Annotated in this window: 19 protein-coding genes and 1 other RNA gene; 12 read left to right on the forward strand and 8 right to left on the reverse strand. The window is 34.9% G+C overall.

All coding sequences use genetic code 11. The features are described from left to right. The first annotated feature begins 145 nt into the window (after positions 1-145). The 4 genes from ID741_RS07025 to ID741_RS07040 all read left to right on the forward strand — a co-directional run bounded on the left by ID741_RS07025 (position 146) and on the right by ID741_RS07040 (position 4,590). Positions 146-652 (forward strand): cell division protein, encoded by a 507-nt coding sequence (locus tag ID741_RS07025; protein ID WP_438719521.1) that lies wholly within the window; start codon positions 146-148, stop codon positions 650-652. Beyond that, positions 649-1,992: a glycosyltransferase family 2 protein gene (locus ID741_RS07030; protein ID WP_438719522.1), complete on the forward strand. Its 1,344-nt coding sequence runs from the start codon at positions 649-651 to the stop codon at positions 1,990-1,992. The genes ID741_RS07025 and ID741_RS07030 overlap by 4 nt, the downstream gene beginning before the upstream one ends. 77 nt (positions 1,993-2,069) lie before the next feature. Next, positions 2,070-2,807 carry a tRNA pseudouridine(38-40) synthase TruA gene (gene truA / locus ID741_RS07035; RefSeq protein ID WP_438719523.1) on the forward strand — a complete coding sequence of 246 codons (738 nt, stop codon included), beginning with the start codon at positions 2,070-2,072 and terminating at the stop codon, positions 2,805-2,807. 85 nt (positions 2,808-2,892) lie between these two features. Beyond that, positions 2,893-4,590 carry an ABC transporter ATP-binding protein gene (locus ID741_RS07040; RefSeq protein ID WP_438719524.1) on the forward strand — a complete coding sequence of 566 codons (1,698 nt, stop codon included), beginning with the start codon at positions 2,893-2,895 and terminating at the stop codon, positions 4,588-4,590. Between the two features lie 99 nt (positions 4,591-4,689). Here ID741_RS07040 and ID741_RS07045 read toward each other — a convergent pair whose 3' ends face one another. After that, positions 4,690-5,865, reverse strand: a complete 1,176-nt coding sequence (locus tag ID741_RS07045; RefSeq protein WP_438719525.1) for a toxic anion resistance protein — start codon at positions 5,863-5,865, stop codon at positions 4,690-4,692. A 68-nt stretch (positions 5,866-5,933) separates the two neighbouring features. Next, on the reverse strand, positions 5,934-6,584 hold the full coding sequence (locus ID741_RS07050) for a 5-bromo-4-chloroindolyl phosphate hydrolysis family protein (protein WP_438719526.1): 651 nt from the start codon (positions 6,582-6,584) through the stop codon (positions 5,934-5,936). Between the two features lie 168 nt (positions 6,585-6,752). Here ID741_RS07050 and ID741_RS07055 point away from each other — a divergent pair, with 168 nt between their 5' ends. From ID741_RS07055 to ID741_RS07070, 4 genes are read left to right on the forward strand one after another with little or no spacing between them, the layout of a single operon-like run. Continuing rightward, complete coding sequence (locus ID741_RS07055; RefSeq protein WP_438719528.1) at positions 6,753-7,325, forward strand: NUDIX hydrolase; 573 nt, start codon at positions 6,753-6,755, stop codon at positions 7,323-7,325. Between the two features lie 2 nt (positions 7,326-7,327). Then, complete coding sequence (gene macP, locus ID741_RS07060; RefSeq protein ID WP_218326265.1) at positions 7,328-7,609, forward strand: cell wall synthase accessory phosphoprotein MacP; 282 nt, start codon at positions 7,328-7,330, stop codon at positions 7,607-7,609. A gap of 34 nt (positions 7,610-7,643) precedes the next feature. After that, positions 7,644-8,336 carry a 5'-methylthioadenosine/adenosylhomocysteine nucleosidase gene (locus tag ID741_RS07065; RefSeq protein ID WP_438719530.1) on the forward strand — a complete coding sequence of 231 codons (693 nt, stop codon included), beginning with the start codon at positions 7,644-7,646 and terminating at the stop codon, positions 8,334-8,336. Positions 8,337-8,361: 25 nt separating this feature from the next. Further along, positions 8,362-8,907, forward strand: a complete 546-nt coding sequence (locus tag ID741_RS07070) for a cysteine hydrolase family protein (RefSeq protein WP_218326263.1) — start codon at positions 8,362-8,364, stop codon at positions 8,905-8,907. A gap of 25 nt (positions 8,908-8,932) precedes the next feature. On the opposite strand, the gene ID741_RS07075 is transcribed toward ID741_RS07070, so the two are convergent. Then, on the reverse strand, positions 8,933-9,604 hold the full coding sequence (locus ID741_RS07075) for an HAD family hydrolase (protein WP_438719531.1): 672 nt from the start codon (positions 9,602-9,604) through the stop codon (positions 8,933-8,935). Positions 9,605-9,719: 115 nt separating this feature from the next. Between ID741_RS07075 and crcB the strand changes: the two genes are divergently transcribed. Together crcB and ID741_RS07085 are read left to right on the forward strand one after the other, a co-directional pair. After that, positions 9,720-10,106 carry a fluoride efflux transporter CrcB gene (crcB, locus tag ID741_RS07080; protein WP_218326260.1) on the forward strand — a complete coding sequence of 129 codons (387 nt, stop codon included), beginning with the start codon at positions 9,720-9,722 and terminating at the stop codon, positions 10,104-10,106. Further along, on the forward strand, positions 10,099-10,452 hold the full coding sequence (locus ID741_RS07085) for a fluoride efflux transporter FluC (RefSeq protein ID WP_218326259.1): 354 nt from the start codon (positions 10,099-10,101) through the stop codon (positions 10,450-10,452). The genes crcB and ID741_RS07085 overlap by 8 nt, the downstream gene beginning before the upstream one ends. A gap of 37 nt (positions 10,453-10,489) precedes the next feature. Here the strand turns inward: ID741_RS07085 and ID741_RS07090 are convergent, their stop codons facing one another. The 4 genes from ID741_RS07090 to ssrS all read right to left on the reverse strand — a co-directional run bounded on the left by ID741_RS07090 (position 10,490) and on the right by ssrS (position 11,862). Then, positions 10,490-10,756, reverse strand: a complete 267-nt coding sequence (locus ID741_RS07090) for a hypothetical protein (protein WP_438719532.1) — start codon at positions 10,754-10,756, stop codon at positions 10,490-10,492. Positions 10,757-10,782: 26 nt separating this feature from the next. Continuing rightward, positions 10,783-11,253, reverse strand: a complete 471-nt coding sequence (locus ID741_RS07095) for a universal stress protein (RefSeq protein WP_218326256.1) — start codon at positions 11,251-11,253, stop codon at positions 10,783-10,785. A 61-nt stretch (positions 11,254-11,314) separates the two neighbouring features. Beyond that, positions 11,315-11,599, reverse strand: coding sequence for a hypothetical protein (locus ID741_RS07100; RefSeq protein ID WP_218326255.1), 285 nt, complete (start codon positions 11,597-11,599; stop codon positions 11,315-11,317). Between the two features lie 69 nt (positions 11,600-11,668). Beyond that, positions 11,669-11,862, reverse strand: a non-coding RNA gene (ssrS, locus tag ID741_RS07105) — 6S RNA. 97 nt (positions 11,863-11,959) lie between these two features. Here ssrS and ID741_RS07110 point away from each other — a divergent pair. Continuing rightward, complete coding sequence (locus ID741_RS07110) at positions 11,960-15,436, forward strand: hypothetical protein (RefSeq protein WP_438719533.1); 3,477 nt, start codon at positions 11,960-11,962, stop codon at positions 15,434-15,436. Here the strand turns inward: ID741_RS07110 and ID741_RS07115 are convergent. After that, positions 15,433-16,713, reverse strand: coding sequence for a replication-associated recombination protein A (locus ID741_RS07115; protein WP_218326251.1), 1,281 nt, complete (start codon positions 16,711-16,713; stop codon positions 15,433-15,435). The two genes, ID741_RS07110 and ID741_RS07115, sit on opposite strands and share 4 nt — an antisense overlap. Positions 16,714-16,823: 110 nt before the next feature. Between ID741_RS07115 and ID741_RS07120 the strand changes: the two genes are divergently transcribed. Further along, positions 16,824-17,459 carry a DNA-3-methyladenine glycosylase gene (locus ID741_RS07120; protein ID WP_438719534.1) on the forward strand — a complete coding sequence of 212 codons (636 nt, stop codon included), beginning with the start codon at positions 16,824-16,826 and terminating at the stop codon, positions 17,457-17,459. Positions 17,460-17,463 lie beyond the last annotated feature (4 nt).

A 17,463-nucleotide genomic window follows, 5' to 3' on the forward strand; every position in this document is an offset into this window, starting at 1 on the left:
CATTTTAAAATAATTAAATAATTAATATTAACTATTATTAAGCAAATTATTGAAAATGAAAATAAGTTTGGAAACCAGTGTAAATTATTTCTTATTTCAGAAAAAAAGAATAGAATGATCTCAGTCAGAAATGGAGTGAAGAATTATGAAGAAAAATACCCGTGAAGATGTTGCCTCTTTCTTAGTAAAAGATAAATTTTTCGAAAAAGGCCATCTCGGTTTGAAAATTTTTCAAACGGTGATTGGATCGATCGGCTGGCTAGGTGTATTTTTACCATTTGTTTGGATTTTTACACCAATACTTTTCCCCAAGTTAAATATTAGCCAATACTTCCACAGTTACTCAGAAGAAATTCGTTCGTTGATGTTTTTAGTTTTATTTTTAGCAGTCGCTTTTGTAATCATTTTAATAACCTATGTTGCCTTAACTTTATGGAACAATCACCGTTTTGGTGGATTGTTACGCAAGGAAAATACTTTTGATGAAGAACGCTTAAATAAGCGTCGTAACTTATTGAATAATTGCTACACTGATCGTTTTGGTGATAAAGATTTTCGTCACACGGTAAAATATTATGCAGTTAAAGAAGAACAAAATTTGGATACACATTTTATCTCAGACTTGTTTAAAGAAAATGGGGTGGGCTTATGAACGTGATGTTTCATACAGGAAATATGGTAGTCGATGTAGTTTTGACTTTACTATTTTTAATTTTATTGACTTATCCAATTTTAGGCGGATTCTCTTGGTTTATCGGTGTCTTTTGTTATCGATTTATTTTCAAGTATCGACAAAAGGATTTAGGAGATATTCCGATTGAAATTGAACCGTTTGTCACCATCATGGTACCGGCTCACAATGAAGAAATCGTGATTGGAAATACCATTAATTATTTGATGAATGAATTGAATTACCGGAATTATGAAGTATTGGTGACGGATGATGGGTCAACCGATGATACTCCTAATATTTTGGCCCGATTAATGGAACAATATGATAATTTACGGGTGATTCGAATTGAAAAAAATAAAGGCAAAGCTCATGCTTTTGATATCGGTGTTGGTTTTGCGAAAGGTGAACTGATTCTAAGTAATGATGCTGATACGGTACCGGAACCAGACGCACTAAATCAATATATCAATTATTTTTTACGAGAAGATAGTACCAATATTGCTGCTGTTACAGCAAATATGGATGTTCAAAATCGTAGTCGATTGATAACCAAATCGCAAACCGTAGAATTTTCTAGTATTGTCGGTATCATTAAACGAACTCAAAAAGGTGTTTTTGGTGGCCTGTATGCTTATAGTGGTGCCAATACAATGTATCGCAAAGATGCGTTAGTTGATGTTGGGTTGTTCCGTCAAGATCGTGCAACCGAAGATATTAGTATCGCTTGGGATCACCAAATGGATGGCTGGTTGTCTTTATTTGCACCTGGAGTCATGTTCTTTATGGAAGTTCCAGAAACTTTACGGATGCTATATCGTCAACGTCAACGCTGGGCAAAAGGCGGGACGGAAGTCTGGCTAACAAATTTCAAAAAAGTATTTTTACATCCCTTTAAAAATATTGGTCGTACCATTATGTATATTGATCAATCTTTAAGTATTTTATGGTCATTTTGTTTCTGGTTGTTTACTTTTTGGTTCGTTGGATTATTTTTCTACTTTTTAAGCCAAGGCAATTATGAAAGAATTTATCATATGTTTACGATGGCTTTTGTGTTTGTCGTTTTTGAAATGATTTCAGGCTTCTTCCAATTATTTGCGGCACTTTTAGCAGATGATCATGGTCGGAAGATGAAATATATATTCTTTGCACCTTTATATATGTTGTTTTATTGGATGATGAATGCCGTGACGATTGTGACAACCTTTATCCCAGCGGTTAAAACAATTCTTGGTTTTGGTTCCGGTACTTGGAAAAGTCCTGATCGTAGTCGAGATGAGAAAAAAATTCAAGAAGAACTATCTAAAGATATCATGTAAAAGTTGAAACTACGCCTTTATTAGACGTGGTTTTTTTATATGGTAAAATGAAGGCAAATGAGTTTGAGGAGCACACAATGAAAAATATAAAATTAACGATTGAGTACGATGGACGACGCTATCTTGGTTGGCAGCGATTGGGAAATTCAGATAAAACAATTCAAGGGAAAATTGAGAAGGTCCTCCAACAAATGACTGGTGAGGAAATTGAAATCATTGGTTCCGGTAGAACTGACGCAGGCACCCATGCTCGCGGGCAAATTGCCAATTTCAAGACCCAGTCAGAATTGACCCCACCAGAGATGATTGATTTTTTAAATCGTTATTTGCCAGGTGATATTGTAGTTAAAGCAGCAATAGAAATGCCCGATAGATTCCACGCCCGCTACAATGCCAAAGGGAAAAAATATACGTATTATATTTGGAATGCCGAGATTCCATCAGCATTTGAACGGTATCGTAGTTTTTATTTTCCTCAAGAATTAGATTTGGAAAAAATTAATCAAGCTTGTCAAAAGTTAATTGGAACCCATGATTTTATTGGTTTTTCCGCACTAAAGAAAACCAAAAAATCAACTATTCGGACAATTGAGGATATTTCAATTGAACAAAACGGACATTTAGTAGCCTTTACTTTTGTTGGGAATGGTTTTTTGCATAAGATGGTGCGCATCTTGATGGGCACGATTTTAGAGATTGGGACTGGGAAATTACCATTAGAAACAATTGATGAAGTATTAGATCACAAAATAAGAGAGGCCGCTGGTGAAACTGCACCAGCACAAGGTTTGTTTTTGGATGATGTATATTATTAAATCGTTCACGGAGTAAGTTTTTTCAATCAATGGAAAAACTTAACTTTTTTTGAAAACGGATACAAGGGATGTAATGGAGAAATTTATGGATGATACAAGAAAAGTATTGAAAAAATTTAAAAGACCGATTGGCGTATTTCTTGGTTTGGGAATCGTTGTTTCATTTTTGTCGGCTTTGAATGTTCACTATTTTCAAAAAATTATTGATTCAGTAAACGACGGTTTTGATTGGAAATATGTTGTTTTTTATGCCATCAGTATGATATTCATCACTCTTTTTTCCTATGCTGGAGAATGGCCTAAAAGTCGATTATTTACTGGCTTATACTATTATTTCAAAGAAGAAGCTTTAACAAAGATTAGTGTGATAGATTACAATAGCTATCTGAAGCAAGGAAGAGGCCACTTACTTCAAAAAATCGAATCTGGTGCAACAAGTGGCAGAAATATTTATTTTAATTTTTGGTTTAGATTAATTAGGGAACTGCTACCTGATTTATTATTTTATTTATTTTTTATTGCTTTAATTAATTATCGCTTAGTACCTTTGATTTTAGTAGGTTATGTGCTTGTTTTTTTAGTGACTCGAATATTGTTGTCTTCTCTTTATTTGGTCAAAAAAGATTTATTGATAAATGAAGAATCTTTAAATCGGACCTTGACTAGAGGGATTTCAGAAATGGTCACCTTTAGAATTAATAAGCGGTTCGAAAAAGAAATTGCTCAGTATAATACTCAGTCTGATCATGTCACTCAGGGTATAACAAAAATGACAATGACTCATGAACTTTTTTTTACAGTCTTTGCCCTTTTAGTTGCGCTGATAAAAATCGCTACCGTTATTTTGTTTTTCTCAGGAAAATTAATGTTTTCTATTGGTAGTTTAGTAGCGCTGATTACCTATATCGATAAAATATATAGTCCCATTGCAATTTTTAATGTGCTATTTGTACAATATAAATTAGATAAAATCAGTTTTTCTCGTCTGGAAAGTTTTTTAAAAGAAAAAAATGATCCTAATCTCCTTAGTGTAGACAAAGAAAAATTTGGTAATATTCAGTCAATCAATGTGGCGGATGTTACTGTTAAAATTGATCAGGAAACTGTCTTGAAGAATCTTAACTTTACTTTTGAGAGAAAATTTTACGGTATTGTCGGTGCTAGTGGTGCTGGGAAATCCACCTTCGTAAAAACCTTGTTAGGATTACTTAAAAATTGTGAAGGAATTATTTACTATAATCAACAAGATTTGTCGCAAATAAATTTAAATGAATTATACAATGAAATTTTTTATCTTTCACAAGATGTGCCAGTATTTGAAGGGACATTAAGGGAAAATATTGTTTTTGACCAGCAAGTCTCTGATAAGGAAATCATCGATGTATTGATAAAATGTCAATTGGGAGATTTTTTTAAAGGATTAACGTTGGGTTTAGAAACAAAAATTGGAGAACAAGGAGCACGACTATCTGGCGGTGAAAAACAACGTGTAGCTTTTGCGCGGTTATTTTTTAGTGATGCTAGTTTAGTAATTTTAGATGAAGCAACATCTGCCATGGATGTTTTGACAGAAGAGGCTCTAATGAATCAAATCCAAACATTCCTTAATGATAAAATCGTTCTGACTATTACTCATAGAATGAAAAATCTGATTTATTCAGATCAAATCATTTGTTTTGATTCTGGGGAGCTGATTGAGACAGGTTCTTATAAAGAACTATATCAAAAACAAGGAAAATTTTTCCAATTGGTAAAGGAAGAGAATAAGCGTCAAACCAATTGATTGCTGAAGAATCATTAGGAAAACCACATTAATGTAATTAAATAAAATGGTACAAAAAAAGAGAATTTTGAGTTTGATCTCAAAATTCTCTTATTATTATTATTGTGAAGTCAATTCCATCAATTTAGTTTTCAATTCATTTTCCATATGACCGATTTCTAGTTCGGCTGCTTGGCGACGTTCTTTACCTTCTTTTTGAATACGTAAGGTTTCTTGCAAGGTTTCGATTAAATCATTTTGAGTCTGTTGCAAGGTTTCTAAATCAACAATGCCACGTTCATTTTCTTTGGCAGTTTCAATAGTAGAAATTTTCAACATTTCAGCATTTTTCTTCAACAAGTCATTAGTAGTTTCCGAAACTTGTCGTTGTGCTGTAGAAGCATCTTTTTGACGTAATAAGGTCAAAGCAATCGCTACTTGGTTTTTCCATAAAGGAATTGCTGTGTTGATTGAACTTTGGATTTTTTCGGCTAATGCTTGGTTGGTATTTTGAATTAAACGAATTTGCGGTGCTTGTTGAATCGTAATTTGACGAGCTAGTTTTAAATCATATGTTCGTTTGTCTAGTCGGTCTAAAAATTGAGAATAATCATTTACGATTTGGACATCCATTTGATCGCCAGTTGTCCGTGCCTTTTCAGTTGCTTCAGGAATGGTTACTTTTTGTAATTCTTCAATTTTTAATTCTGCGGCAGCAATATAAATATTTAACGCGTCAAAATAGTCTTTGTTTTTATTGTAGAGTTGTTCCAACATTTGATTGTCTTTTAATAAGCCGTCTTTTTCCATCGTTAGTTTGGCAGCAATTTTATCAATTTGGGCACCAATTTTTTGATATTTAGTGGTGATTTCATAAATCGATTGTTTTACTTTACCGAAAACTCTTTGGAAAAGATTGCCCTCACCAGCTCTTAATTCATCAGGATTGGCTTCTTGTAGACGGTACATTAATTGATTTAATGAATCGCCGATCGGTCCAATGTCTTGAGCAGAGACAGTAGTCAGCATAGATTGCGAGAATTCACTTAATTTTGTTTGGGCAGTAGCACCATAGGCAATTACCGCCTGTGAGTCATTGACATCAATTTTTTTTGAAAGCTCTTGTGCTTGCTTTTGACGTTCCTCCGGTAATTTATCAAATAATCGCGGCGCTTGCTCCTGCGCTTGTAAATGTGAAATTTCATCTTTTTGAATAGGGGTTAAAGCATTGCTATCAAAAGGATTCGCAAGTAAATCATCAAGTGTCGTATCGACAGTTTTATTTTCTGGTTCCAACAAAATTCCTCCTTTAACTTTTAAAAAAAGTCGTCTCCAATGGTGTCCATTTGAAACGACTATCCCACTTATTTAGTTTGAAAATCTGGATCGTTTTCGATATGTTCTTTCGCTAAATTCATATCAGCATCTAAATCTTCTAAATCATTTGAAACGAAATGTTGATAATCCTTCACGATCAAAGCAGCCATTTGATCAATAATCCGACTACTTTCTTCTAGTTTACCATAGACTTCTTTTGATTTAACCTGGTGTTCATTAATTTCAACAAAATGGTTGGTTAAGTCAACTAAGTTTGGCAAGTGCGTGTAAAGAAATTGACTTGCTTCAGGTAGACGAGTAGGTTCTTTGGTCAATTCTTTAAATAAAGCCTTACTAGTTTTCAAACAATCATGTCTTAAATCAATTGCTTTTAATTTAGCATTATTGGCAATATTTTTTTGCAATTGTAAAATTTGCTTTTTGGAACTGTTCATTGTATCCCTAAACAAATTGATTTCACTTTCTGACATACCTAGATCTTTATAATAGGTTTCTTTTTCTTTCGTCAAGAAAGGTGTTTCTTCCGTTTTTTTCTTCTTCCTACTAAAAATACCACGGTAAATCAAATAGCCGCCTCCGATTAATAAGATATATGGGATTAAGCCATCCATGCCATCTTCCATAAAGGCCAGAAGTCCAACGACAACTGCAATAATCGGGAGAATTTTTTTTATCATAATGGGGCCTCCTAACACTATTTTAAAGTGTGTTCATTTCTATGAGCTAATCATAGCACGAAAGTCTTTAGAAATAGTATCGGGCTAAAGATGGATTTTTAAGATTTAGAAAAAACATAATAATTTTCTGTGATACAATAGGAAAAACATCAGTAGAAGAGGTGCAATATGTTAGATTTTCAAGATTTTGAAGAAAAAACCATCGAACGAAAAGAAATTTTCAAAGGACAGATTATCGATGTTTATGTAGATCAAGTTGCTTTACCGACAGGTGGCACGGCAACAAGAGAATTAGTTTTTCACAATGGCGCAGTAGGAGTCATTCCAATTACCGCTGAAAATAAAATTATTTTAGTTAAACAATTTCGTAAACCATTGGAAAAAGTTATTTTAGAAATTCCGGCTGGTAAAATTGAAAAAGGTGAAAATCAAGATCCTTTAGCAGCTGCTAAAAGAGAGCTAGAAGAAGAGACAACTTATCAAGCAGATAATCTGAGTTACATCAACTATATGTATGTCTCACCAGGTTTTTCTAATGAAAAGATTTACCTGTATGAAGCAACTGGTTTAACCAAGGTCGAGCATCCTTTACCGCAAGATGAGGATGAAGTGCTAAAATTATATCAGTTGACTTTAGACGAAGCCAAACAAGCAATTAAAGATGAATTAATTTGTGATGCTAAGACGATCTTTGCTGTGAGTTATTTTGAATTATTGTTGTTGAAAAAAGGAGAGATTTAATTATGAGTCGTTCCCCTTTAGTAACCCGTAGTGAGATTAGGCGACGTAAGGAAGCGCAAGAACGGCTAGCAGAAGAACAGGCGGAAGCCAAAGCTGAACTTGAAAAAAAAGAGCGGGAAATTGCGAATGTCTATCGCAAAGAGCTAAAAAAAAATAAACCTTTAGTAAAAAGTCGCAGTAATGAAAGGCAAAAAGAAAAAAAGCGCAGTACTTTTTTGAACAAAGCAATTTTTATTGTTGCATTACTATTAATCATTGTTATTTTGGCAGTATTATTTATTTAAAAGAGTATCTTATTTAACAGGAGGAATTTTAGTTATGAAAATCGGTATTATCGGTGCAATGGAAGAAGAAATTAAAACTTTACGGGATAACTTAGACCACCCATTATCTTGGGAACAAAATGGTGCTTTATTTATTTCAGGCGCGATGGGCAATCATGAAGTAATTGTTGTTCGTTCAGGAATTGGTAAAGTCTTAGCCTCAATTACAACTTCCGTTTTGATTCAACAATATAAAGTCAACATGGTGATTAATACTGGAACAGCTGGCGGGATTGGCGGCGGTGTTAAAATTGGTGATTTGGTGGTTGCGGATAAAGTCGCTTACTTTGATGTGGATGCAACAACTTTTGGTTATAAAATCGGTCAAGTACCTGGAATGCCATTATATTTTAACAGCTCTACTTATTTAAAAACCGAAATGTTGGCAGCAGCAGAAAAAATGAAGCAACCTGCTCATGTAGGATTAATTGTATCAGGAGATACTTTTGTTTCTAGTGTTGCAAAAATCAATGAGATTAAACATAATTTTCCAGATGCTGTGGCAAATGAAATGGAAGGCGCAGCAGTCGGACATACAGCTTCTCAATACGGTATTCCATTTTTAATTGTCAGAGCAATTAGTGATACGGCTGATGAAGAAGCAACGGAAACCCATGAAGAATTTGTTGCCCGGACAGGCGCTGCTTCAGCAGAATTAGTGATGACTTTTGTGAAAAATTTAAAATAAATATTTTAATCTAGGAGGCAGTAATATGCGGGCTTTACTATCGATTGATTACACTAATGATTTTGTAGCAACTGATGGAAAATTAACAACCGGTGAAGCGGGACAAGCGATTGAAAAAGATTTAGTAGCTATCACTAAAGAATACTTCAATCAAGCTGATTTTGTTGTTTTTGCGATTGATGGTCACGACCCTAGTGATCAATATCATCCAGAAAATAAATTGTTTCCAGCACATAATGTCATTGGTACCGAAGGAAGAGACTTATACGGTTCACTTGCTGATTTTTATCAAGAAAATAAAGCAGAGAAAAATGTATATTGGATTGACAAACGTCACTATTCGGCTTTTTCTGGGACTGATTTAGATATTCGTTTACGAGAACGAGGGATTACTGAATTGTGTTTAACGGGTGTGTGTACGGATATTTGTGTGTTGCATACGGCTGTAGATGCCTATAATTTAGGTTATCAGTTAGTGATTCCTGAAAAAGCGGTAGCCAGTTTTGATGCTACTGGTCATACTTGGGCGCTTAGTCATTTTAAAAATACTTTAGGGGCAAAAATAATTTAAGTCAGCGAGATTCTCGCTGACTTTTTTAGATATATTTTTCAACGAATCCGTCAAAATCTTCAATAATGTCATCAATTCTAAGCTGTTCTTTGGCAAATTGTTCACGATTTTTCCCTAATGGATCAATCGCAATAATTTTGCCGATCTTTGCATTTTCAGCAGATTGGATACCAGAATAAGAATCTTCAATAACAATGGCATCAGCTGGCGAAACCCCAATTTTTTCAGCTGCGATTAAAAAGATATCTGGTGCCGGCTTGCCAGGGAATGTTCCATTATCAACCACAACTTTTTCTGGATCAAACCAACGATTTAAATCAAACAAATCAAAATAAAAATCCATATTGCGTCTTCGTGAGGCAGAAGCGATAGTCATAGGTATTTTTTGTTCTTTTAAAGCATCTAAAGTAGCAACCATTCCTTGAGTCATCTGTTGATGGTCGGGACTATCTCTTACCATTTGGCGATAGATTGCTTCTTTTTCATCAGATAATTTCTCAACTTCTTGATCCGTCAGTTGATCACTTAGAAAATGACGTAAGGCAACGGGATTTATTTTTCCGTGAAGGTTTTTTAAAATATCTTCTTCAGTTAGTTGTCGGTCACTGTATTTTTTAAGCATTGTAATCCAAGCTGCTTCGTGAAGATCAGAATCTTGAAACATGGTACCGTTAAAATCAAAAATAATTCCGGTCATTAAACCACCTACTTTTTTTCTTTAGTATATCATGTTTGAATATTTTACAAATTGTTTGTCAAAAATTCGTGTTAGGCATATATTGATAAGGAAGTTTTTTTCAGGAGGATTTGTAATGTTAGATTATTTAGTGATTGCCTTTTTTGCCTTTTTCGGAGGAATAGCCCGCTATTTATTGGGGGCTTATTTACCTTCAATGGGAGATTTTCCAATCGGTACTTTAGCGGCAAATTTGATTGGCTGTTTTATTTTTAGTTGGTTAGTTAAACAAGTCTTGGATGATTTAGATGTTTCGGGACGTTTAGTGCTTGGTTTAGGTGTTGGCTTTTGCGGTGCTTTGACGACTTTTTCATCCTTTGCACTAGATGTCATGAAGCTATTTTCAGCAGGAGAGTTTTTCTTAGCGTTGATTTATTTGATCGTGTCTATTGTTGGTGGCTTTTTAATGGTAATAATTGGTGAAAAAATCTATCATAAAAAGGCGGTGACGCCAGATGATTAGTTCAATTTTAGTGGGTAGTGGTGCAGCGCTAGGGGCTATGATTCGTTTTACTTTAAACAATTATTTTGAATCCCGAACCAAACGATTGCCCAAATCGACTTTTTTTATTAATTTAACTGGTAGTTTTATTTTAGGCTGTTTATTTGGTGCAAAGCTTTCTCCCGAATGGTTTTTATTTTTAGGGACAGGAATAATGGGAGGCTATACGACTTTTTCAACTTTTAATTTTGAATTATTGATTTTAATGAAAGATGATCGTCCAATGTTCTATCGCTATTTCTTTCTGACGTATGTAGTAGGTTTAATTTCAAGTTTTTGCGGCATTTTAATAGGTAGTTTCATCTAAAAAAGGTACCCCTTGCTAGTTTAGGGATACCTCTTTTTTATGCTTCATCCAAGATGATTCTTATGACTTCATTTAAAAATTGTGCTTCTGTTTGTTCAGGTTCTTCAACAACTTTAGTTTCTTGTTTTCCATCAGTCAAGCTGTATACACCATTTTGATCCTCGAATAGGTAATAAACGTATTCTCCTTCAATTTGGAAAGCAGCTTGTTTTGCTGGAAATTCAATACTGACATCAATTACGGTAATTCCACTAATTCTGTTAGTTAAATAATCTTCAACTTGTTTCAATGTAAATTTTTTCATAGTAAGACCTTCTTTTAAATTTTCAACTAGTCCTTTTCAGTTGGTAGTTGATTGTTCAAATCAGTTCTGACAATTAAAACATCGCAACTAGCATTGCGAATCACGTATTCTGAGACAGAACCGATAAATAACCGTTCCACAGCATTTAACCCAGTCGCACCAAGCATAATTAAATCCACATCGTATTTTTCTGGAATTTGAGTTGCGATGGTAAGTTTAGGGGCACCATACTCAATCACTTGGCTAACTTCAGTGACACCAGCTGCCCGAGCATCTTTTTCATAATCACTTAACGTTTGTTTTGCCATATCTGTTGCTTGTTCAGCTAAGACATTATCAAAAGAAGAAACTGTTTGGAAAGCGCGAGTATCAATTACATGTGCTAAAACTAATTCAGCTTGGTTCCTTTTTGCTACGTTGACAGCTTTTTTAAAGGCTAATTCAGCTTCTTGTGAGCCATCGACAGCTACCATAATTTTACTATATTGTTGTTCCATCTTCTTCATCTCCTTTTAACTACATCTTTATTTTAAATCAAATTAAGCAAAATTGGTATCATTATCCTTTGTCTATAGTTATTTTTTTTGCCAGTCGAATACCAAAGAAAGAGGCAACTATAAAAACTAAAAAAAGATAGATAAATGTTGGAATGCGGTGGTTAATGATGGCTAGTAATATACCACTGACACCTAATGCAGCATAAATCAAACCAAAGTGACGCAAGAATTTTAAATTTTCAGGATTGTTTTTAATTAGTGCTAAAAAGCCTTCATTCTTCATTAATAAATAATAACTGACCGCAAAAAGTAATACTGCAAAAATGATTAATCCGATTCGAATCATTTGAATCCTCCTAATAAATAAAAGAAAAAGCAATTTGCCTGAGCAAATTGCTTTTGTTCCAAAAAAATGGAAAACTCCGTCGATGCCGTTATTCGCCCGGTAGTATTGATCCCGCAAAATACAGCAGGTGGGTTCCATGGTCTAAGCATCGAACTACCAAAAGAAAAGGCATGTTACCAACTTTGACACAAGACGGATCCCAAAGTATCAATAAAAATGTTCGGTCAACACTTAAGTGGGCAACGCGCACATCACAGAATTTCCACTCTTATAATAGCATAGTAATTATTTAGAAGCAATAAATCGAATTTTCAATAAATTGGCTTCTTTGTACGTATATTATATAAAAAGGAGGCACCTATGTCAAAGAAAATTTCTTATTTTATGGCAATTATTTTATTTTTCTTCTTACTTTTTGAAAACGTTACAACTGTTGATGCATCACAGTTGATTTTATCTCCAAATATTGACAACAAAACTTATGAATCATCACCATCAGGTATAAAGGAAATTTTACAAGATATTCTTTCGACTCCAACAAAAGATGCTTTTACGATTCAAATGTCAGGAAATTTAGATTTATCTAAGGCCGCAAATTTGACCAACGATGAAAAAACCGAGAATCCTGATCAAATCAACTTTGTCAGTGTTAGCAATCCAATTTCTTTTATTGGTGCAGAAGATACTGAAATTATTTTACCGAAAGAGACATATTTTGGTAGTTCACTAACATTGTCTAATATGAAATTAAAAGGGGAAGCTATTTTTGCCAATGGACATCCTTTGAAATTTGAAAACGTTCGTCAGATGGGAAACGTTCAAATATTTGGTGGAGGAAAACAATTTTGCCAAGGCAATAGTTCTTTATCCTTCAAAAATGTTCAAGGAGAAAATTTTGAAATCATTGGTGGCAATCAAACAGGAACGTTTATTGGAAATAGTCAGACAAATATTGAAAAGTTAACGGGAAATCTAAAATTAGTTGGTGGTAATCAAACAGGGTCTTTTGAAGGAGATATTGTCAATCAGATTCACTTCGTCGATGGCAGACTAGATCTATTTGGTGGTGGTGAAGGGACAGAAGCTACACCTGTTGAGGTAACAGGCACTATTAATAATCGAATAAATAGTCAAAGTAGCGAAATGATATTAAATCAATATGTCGGCGGTGTTTGTTATGGGAAAACTGAGGGTATTACAAATAGTATCACTGGTTTGGGTCAATTTGATTCAGTTGAACCATTAATTGGTGGTTCTTTAACCGGGGAAATTATCAGTCAAAGTGATGCTATAAAAAATACTATCGATACCCGTAATTTTTCAAAGGGAGAAAAAATTTTTGTTGGTGGAAATCGCTATAAGGGAAAAATTATTGGACATATTACCAATCAAATTCAAGCAGGTAGAGTAAACAGAGGAAGTTTTTCCAGTATTAGTGGCGCTGGCGGTTCAGAAATTATACAAGCGCCCTTAACTAATAGTCCGAAGTTAACGCCATCAGTCGATCGCTCTAATTTCCAAAATCTAACTGAAGAAGAACGGCAGTACGATCAGATGTCAACTAACCAGCGTTTTCAACTAGCCAAAGAAAAAACCAATTTTTTGGTTGAAGGTAATGTCAGAACTGAATTATTAAATGGCTGTGTTTCCTCCACCAATAACCCGATTCGAGCTGGTACAAATGCGGGAGTAATCAAAGGAAATACAGAAATCATTGTTGGTGAATATACTGGTGAGCTTGGCGGCGAAGGATTTGTTTATTCTAAAGAACGAGCATTAGAAGCTGAAAATGAAGGAAAAACATCTTCTAATTTTTTGGTTTCTGCTAAAGATTTAATTATTACCGGTGGAAATGGAAATTCAGGGGATGATCTTACTTTTTCAACCAGCTGTTATCAACTAGGTAATCAATCAGTGAAATTAAACAATAGTCTTGTTAAAAAATTATTAGGGGCAAGCTATTCTGGAGTAATCGAAGGAGATAGTTTGGTGCAAATTTACCAAGGCCAAACTGAACAAGTATCTGCTGGAGGAATGGCTTGCTACCGTCATTATGGAAGTAGTCTTGTGGAAATGAAAGGTGGGAGCAATACAAGAGATCTGTATGGTGGAAGTGAAGGCAATAGATTGCAAAAAGGAGACGCGCAAATAAAAATTTATGATGGAGAGTTTTTTGGTGATATTGGCGCTGGTAGTGGGAGATTTAGGGGAAACCAGTTGCAAGCAGACAGTGATGTTCAAATTTTTGGTGGCGTGTTTAACCCAGAAGCAAGAATCTTTGGAGGTTTTGAAAATAAAGGCTTTATCAATGGGAACACCAACGTGACAATAGATGTTCCGAAAGAGAATAACTTTTTTTTAGCTCCTGGATTAAAAATTATTGCTGGAAGACCACAAACTATGTCTAATGATCAAGAGATTGGAAATAGAACCTCCAGCAGCCAATTGATATTAAAGACTTATAGAAAATTTGAGGATCTTTCACTTTTTATAGATGAACATGAAGATTATTCACTTTTTAGAACAAGAAAAAATAAAATAATAGTAGATGCGCCAAATGGTAATTTTGAATCTATTAATGGTGTTGGACAAGCAGTTTCTATCTATCGAATTGAGTTAGACTTAAAAATAAATAGTTGTGAACAGTTAATTCCCGCTAAAGAATCATTGAATAATAATGTTCATAGTGAGGATGCCAGCAAAATTACCTTGCGACAAAGCTGCAGCATTGAAAATATAAGTAACTTTACCCAACTAAATCTCTGTGAAGGTGTGGCACTTTCAACTGAAACTATTTTGAATTCTTCTGCAGCTACCGATGAAAATTTTAAAAAAAGCTATGCTAATTTTGGGGTGCTAAATTTATCTGCTGGAAGTCATTTGAGCTGTAATAAATTAAAAGCACAGTTAATTCGGATTATTGAGAGTGCTAAAATAACGAGTCCTTCTGGTGTAAATAAATTGATGTTAAAGGAATTAGCTATCGATCAGCAACTTTTTTGGCAGGAAAAAGTTAAAGAAGCATTGGATGAAGATGAAAAGAGTGGGCGGATTTTTGGTGAACAAGCTGGAGTAGATATTTTTACTTTCGTGGAGCAGCCAATTGAGAATAGTCTGAATCCAGCAAATTTTATTGGTTTTAGTTACGATGGAACTAGTTTAACTGGTGATACCAGTAATCAATTTGGTAGAGGAATTAGAGCACTGATTGTCGATGGAAAAGTGCAGTCTGGATTAGGGGATATTCAATTGAAAAGTTTTGATTGGCAGGAAGAGTTGTGGGATGGTTCTCGGCGGTTTGTACAGTTGGAAAAAAATGTTGAGGATCCTGAGATAGTATTTAGCGAGAATTTTTTAAAAGCTCGAATTCAGATGAATCAATTAGAGTACGAAACCATTACTGATCAATCATGGAAGATTCCTAAAATAGCTTACTATCAAGTTTTTGCTGATTTTAGTCAAAATACAGGAGAGCTTTTATTAGTGGAAGTTCCAACGCAAATTGATTTTGGTAAGCATGTACTCTATCAAAAAGAAAAATTTACCCCAACAGTCACTGGTCAAATAAAAATTAAAGACAAGCGTCTTTTGCAGACAGATTATCAACTGCAACTAAAAGTAAAAGAAAACCAAATAGGTAGTTTTTTTTATCAGACAGAGGAACAACTTTATAATTTAAGTGAAGACACAACCATTTTAGCTGGACAAGGAGATTTTGTGACTGGATTTCCTGAAACAAAAGCTGCTGTGTTTTGTGAAATACCAAAGAATAAACAAAAAGTTGGACAACATTCAACCATTTTTCAATGGACATTAGTAGAAAATCCCGAAAATTAATTTTCGGGATTTTTTTTCCATTCTTTAATGCGATAATATTGCTGACCTAACGCTTGTTCATATTTCCCTGTGGCTTTAGGTTGGTAGTATTCGGCATTTTTTATTTTATCTGGTAAATATTGTTGGTCAACCCAAGCATTTTCAAAATTGTGGGGATATTGATAACCGATCCCACGATTTAAGGCAGCAGCTCCTTTATAATGACTGTCACGCAAATGATCGGGAACTTCACCAACATTTCCTGCTTGAATATCTGCCAAGGCCGCATCAACAGCTACGTAGGCTGAATTTGATTTGGGCGACAAGCATAAATCGACAACAGCATCTGCTAAAGGAATTCTAGCTTCTGGTAATCCCAATTTTTCAGCTGCTTGAACCGCTTGGACCGTTCTTGCTGCAGCTTGCGGATTAGCTAAGCCGATATCTTCATAACCCATCACCATCAAACGCCGACAAATTATTGGTAAATCGCCCGCTTCAATTAAACGTGCTAAATAATGTAAGGCGGCATTCACATCGCTACCGCGGACTGATTTTTGTAACGCAGATATCACATCGTAATGGGCATCGCCATCTTTATCATGGGTGAGGGCTTTTTTTTGTAGACATTCTTCAATAATCGACAAAGTTAAATGAATCTTACCATTTTCTTCAGGCGTAGATTTTGTGGCTAATTCTAACGCATTTAAAGAACTGCGCAAATCACCATTGGTAGCTCGGGATAAATGCAATAATGCATTTTCATCCAATTTCACCGGATAATTTCCTAGTCCTCTATCTTTGTCAGTCAAAGCATTTTTTACAGCCACTTGAATATCTTCTTCCGTTAAAGGTTTGACTTCAAAAATCTGTGTTCGTGAACGAATTGCGGGATTAATCGTTATGTAGGGATTTTCTGTGGTGGCACCAATCATAATAATTCGGCCACTTTCTAAATGAGGCAACAGAAAATCTTGTTTGGTTTTATCCAAGCGATGGACTTCGTCTAATAGTAAAATGACGGTACCACTCATTTTGGCTTCTTCGGCTACGACTTGTAAATCTTTTTTTGTATCGGTCGCAGCATTTAACATTCGAAAAGCATAATTTGTGGAGCCGGCAATAGCACTTGCAATACTAGTTTTTCCAGTTCCCGGCGGACCATATAAAATCATGGAAGAAAGCATTTTAGCTTCTACCATTCGACGAATAATTTTTCCAGGTCCAACTAAATGCTGTTGACCAACGACTTCATCTAAATTTCGTGGGCGCATTTTATAAGCTAAAGGTTGTTGCATAGGAACCTCCTTCTTAAACAGAATATATGTTCTATTATACCATGTTTTGACTTTCCTTGATATTTGAGGGATTGTCATAGTCAGAGCCAAGAAATTTGTGTATCATAAAGATGGTGAAAAAGATGGAAGAAATAAAAAAAATATTTGCTCAAGAAAAAACAACCGAAATTGCAGCATCACTTTTAGGTATGTATTTGGAACACGATACGCCTAATGGAAAAATAGCTGGCTATATTGTTGATTGTGAAGCCTATCTAGGACCAGAAGATGAGGCAGCCCACAGTTTTTCTATGCGTAATACGCCACGACTGGCAGCTATGTATCAAAAAGCGGGCACAATTTATTTGTATACAATGCATACCCATTTAATTTTAAATTTGGTAACGCAAAAAGAGGGTTTCCCTCAAGGGGTAATGATACGCGGAATTGAACCCATAAAAGGGATTGAACAAATGCAGATCAATCGTGGTGGCAAAACGGGTTCGGCTTTAACTGATGGTCCTGGTAAATTAGTTACTGCCTTAGGTATTACTAAGGATTTGTACGGTCAGTCGATTTTTTCCAGTTCATTACATTTAGTGGCAGAAAAAAGTCGTATTCCTAAAAAAATTGAACGCTTGCCACGAATTGGGATTCCCAATAAAGGCATTTGGACCGAGGCCCCACTCCGCTATGTAGTTGCCGGCAATCCTTACATTAGTAAACAAAAGAAAAATCAAATTAGACCGGATCACGGTTGGAGGTAAATAT

Source organism: Enterococcus sp. AZ103, assembly GCF_051714685.1.
In the GTDB taxonomy this organism is placed as follows: Bacteria; Bacillota; Bacilli; order Lactobacillales; family Enterococcaceae; genus Enterococcus_A; species Enterococcus_A alishanensis.

Excerpts from the sequence above, each read along its gene's own strand:
- ID741_RS07025 (WP_438719521.1), top strand. The coding sequence starts at position 146 with ATGAAGAAAAATACCCGTGAAGATGTTGCCTCTTTCTTAGTAAAAGAT.
- ID741_RS07030 (WP_438719522.1), top strand. The coding sequence starts at position 649 with ATGAACGTGATGTTTCATACAGGAAATATGGTAGTCGATGTAGTTTTG.
- truA (WP_438719523.1), top strand. The coding sequence starts at position 2,070 with ATGAAAAATATAAAATTAACGATTGAGTACGATGGACGACGCTATCTT.
- ID741_RS07040 (WP_438719524.1), top strand. The coding sequence starts at position 2,893 with ATGGATGATACAAGAAAAGTATTGAAAAAATTTAAAAGACCGATTGGC.
- ID741_RS07050 (WP_438719526.1), bottom strand. The coding sequence starts at position 6,584 with ATGATAAAAAAAATTCTCCCGATTATTGCAGTTGTCGTTGGACTTCTG.
- ID741_RS07055 (WP_438719528.1), top strand. The coding sequence starts at position 6,753 with ATGTTAGATTTTCAAGATTTTGAAGAAAAAACCATCGAACGAAAAGAA.
- macP (WP_218326265.1), top strand. The coding sequence starts at position 7,328 with ATGAGTCGTTCCCCTTTAGTAACCCGTAGTGAGATTAGGCGACGTAAG.
- ID741_RS07065 (WP_438719530.1), top strand. The coding sequence starts at position 7,644 with ATGAAAATCGGTATTATCGGTGCAATGGAAGAAGAAATTAAAACTTTA.
- ID741_RS07070 (WP_218326263.1), top strand. The coding sequence starts at position 8,362 with ATGCGGGCTTTACTATCGATTGATTACACTAATGATTTTGTAGCAACT.
- ID741_RS07075 (WP_438719531.1), bottom strand. The coding sequence starts at position 9,604 with ATGACCGGAATTATTTTTGATTTTAACGGTACCATGTTTCAAGATTCT.
- crcB (WP_218326260.1), top strand. The coding sequence starts at position 9,720 with ATGTTAGATTATTTAGTGATTGCCTTTTTTGCCTTTTTCGGAGGAATA.
- ID741_RS07085 (WP_218326259.1), top strand. The coding sequence starts at position 10,099 with ATGATTAGTTCAATTTTAGTGGGTAGTGGTGCAGCGCTAGGGGCTATG.
- ID741_RS07090 (WP_438719532.1), bottom strand. The coding sequence starts at position 10,756 with ATGAAAAAATTTACATTGAAACAAGTTGAAGATTATTTAACTAACAGA.
- ID741_RS07095 (WP_218326256.1), bottom strand. The coding sequence starts at position 11,253 with ATGGAACAACAATATAGTAAAATTATGGTAGCTGTCGATGGCTCACAA.
- ID741_RS07100 (WP_218326255.1), bottom strand. The coding sequence starts at position 11,599 with ATGATTCGAATCGGATTAATCATTTTTGCAGTATTACTTTTTGCGGTC.
- ID741_RS07110 (WP_438719533.1), top strand. The coding sequence starts at position 11,960 with ATGTCAAAGAAAATTTCTTATTTTATGGCAATTATTTTATTTTTCTTC.
- ID741_RS07115 (WP_218326251.1), bottom strand. The coding sequence starts at position 16,713 with ATGCAACAACCTTTAGCTTATAAAATGCGCCCACGAAATTTAGATGAA.
- ID741_RS07120 (WP_438719534.1), top strand. The coding sequence starts at position 16,824 with ATGGTGAAAAAGATGGAAGAAATAAAAAAAATATTTGCTCAAGAAAAA.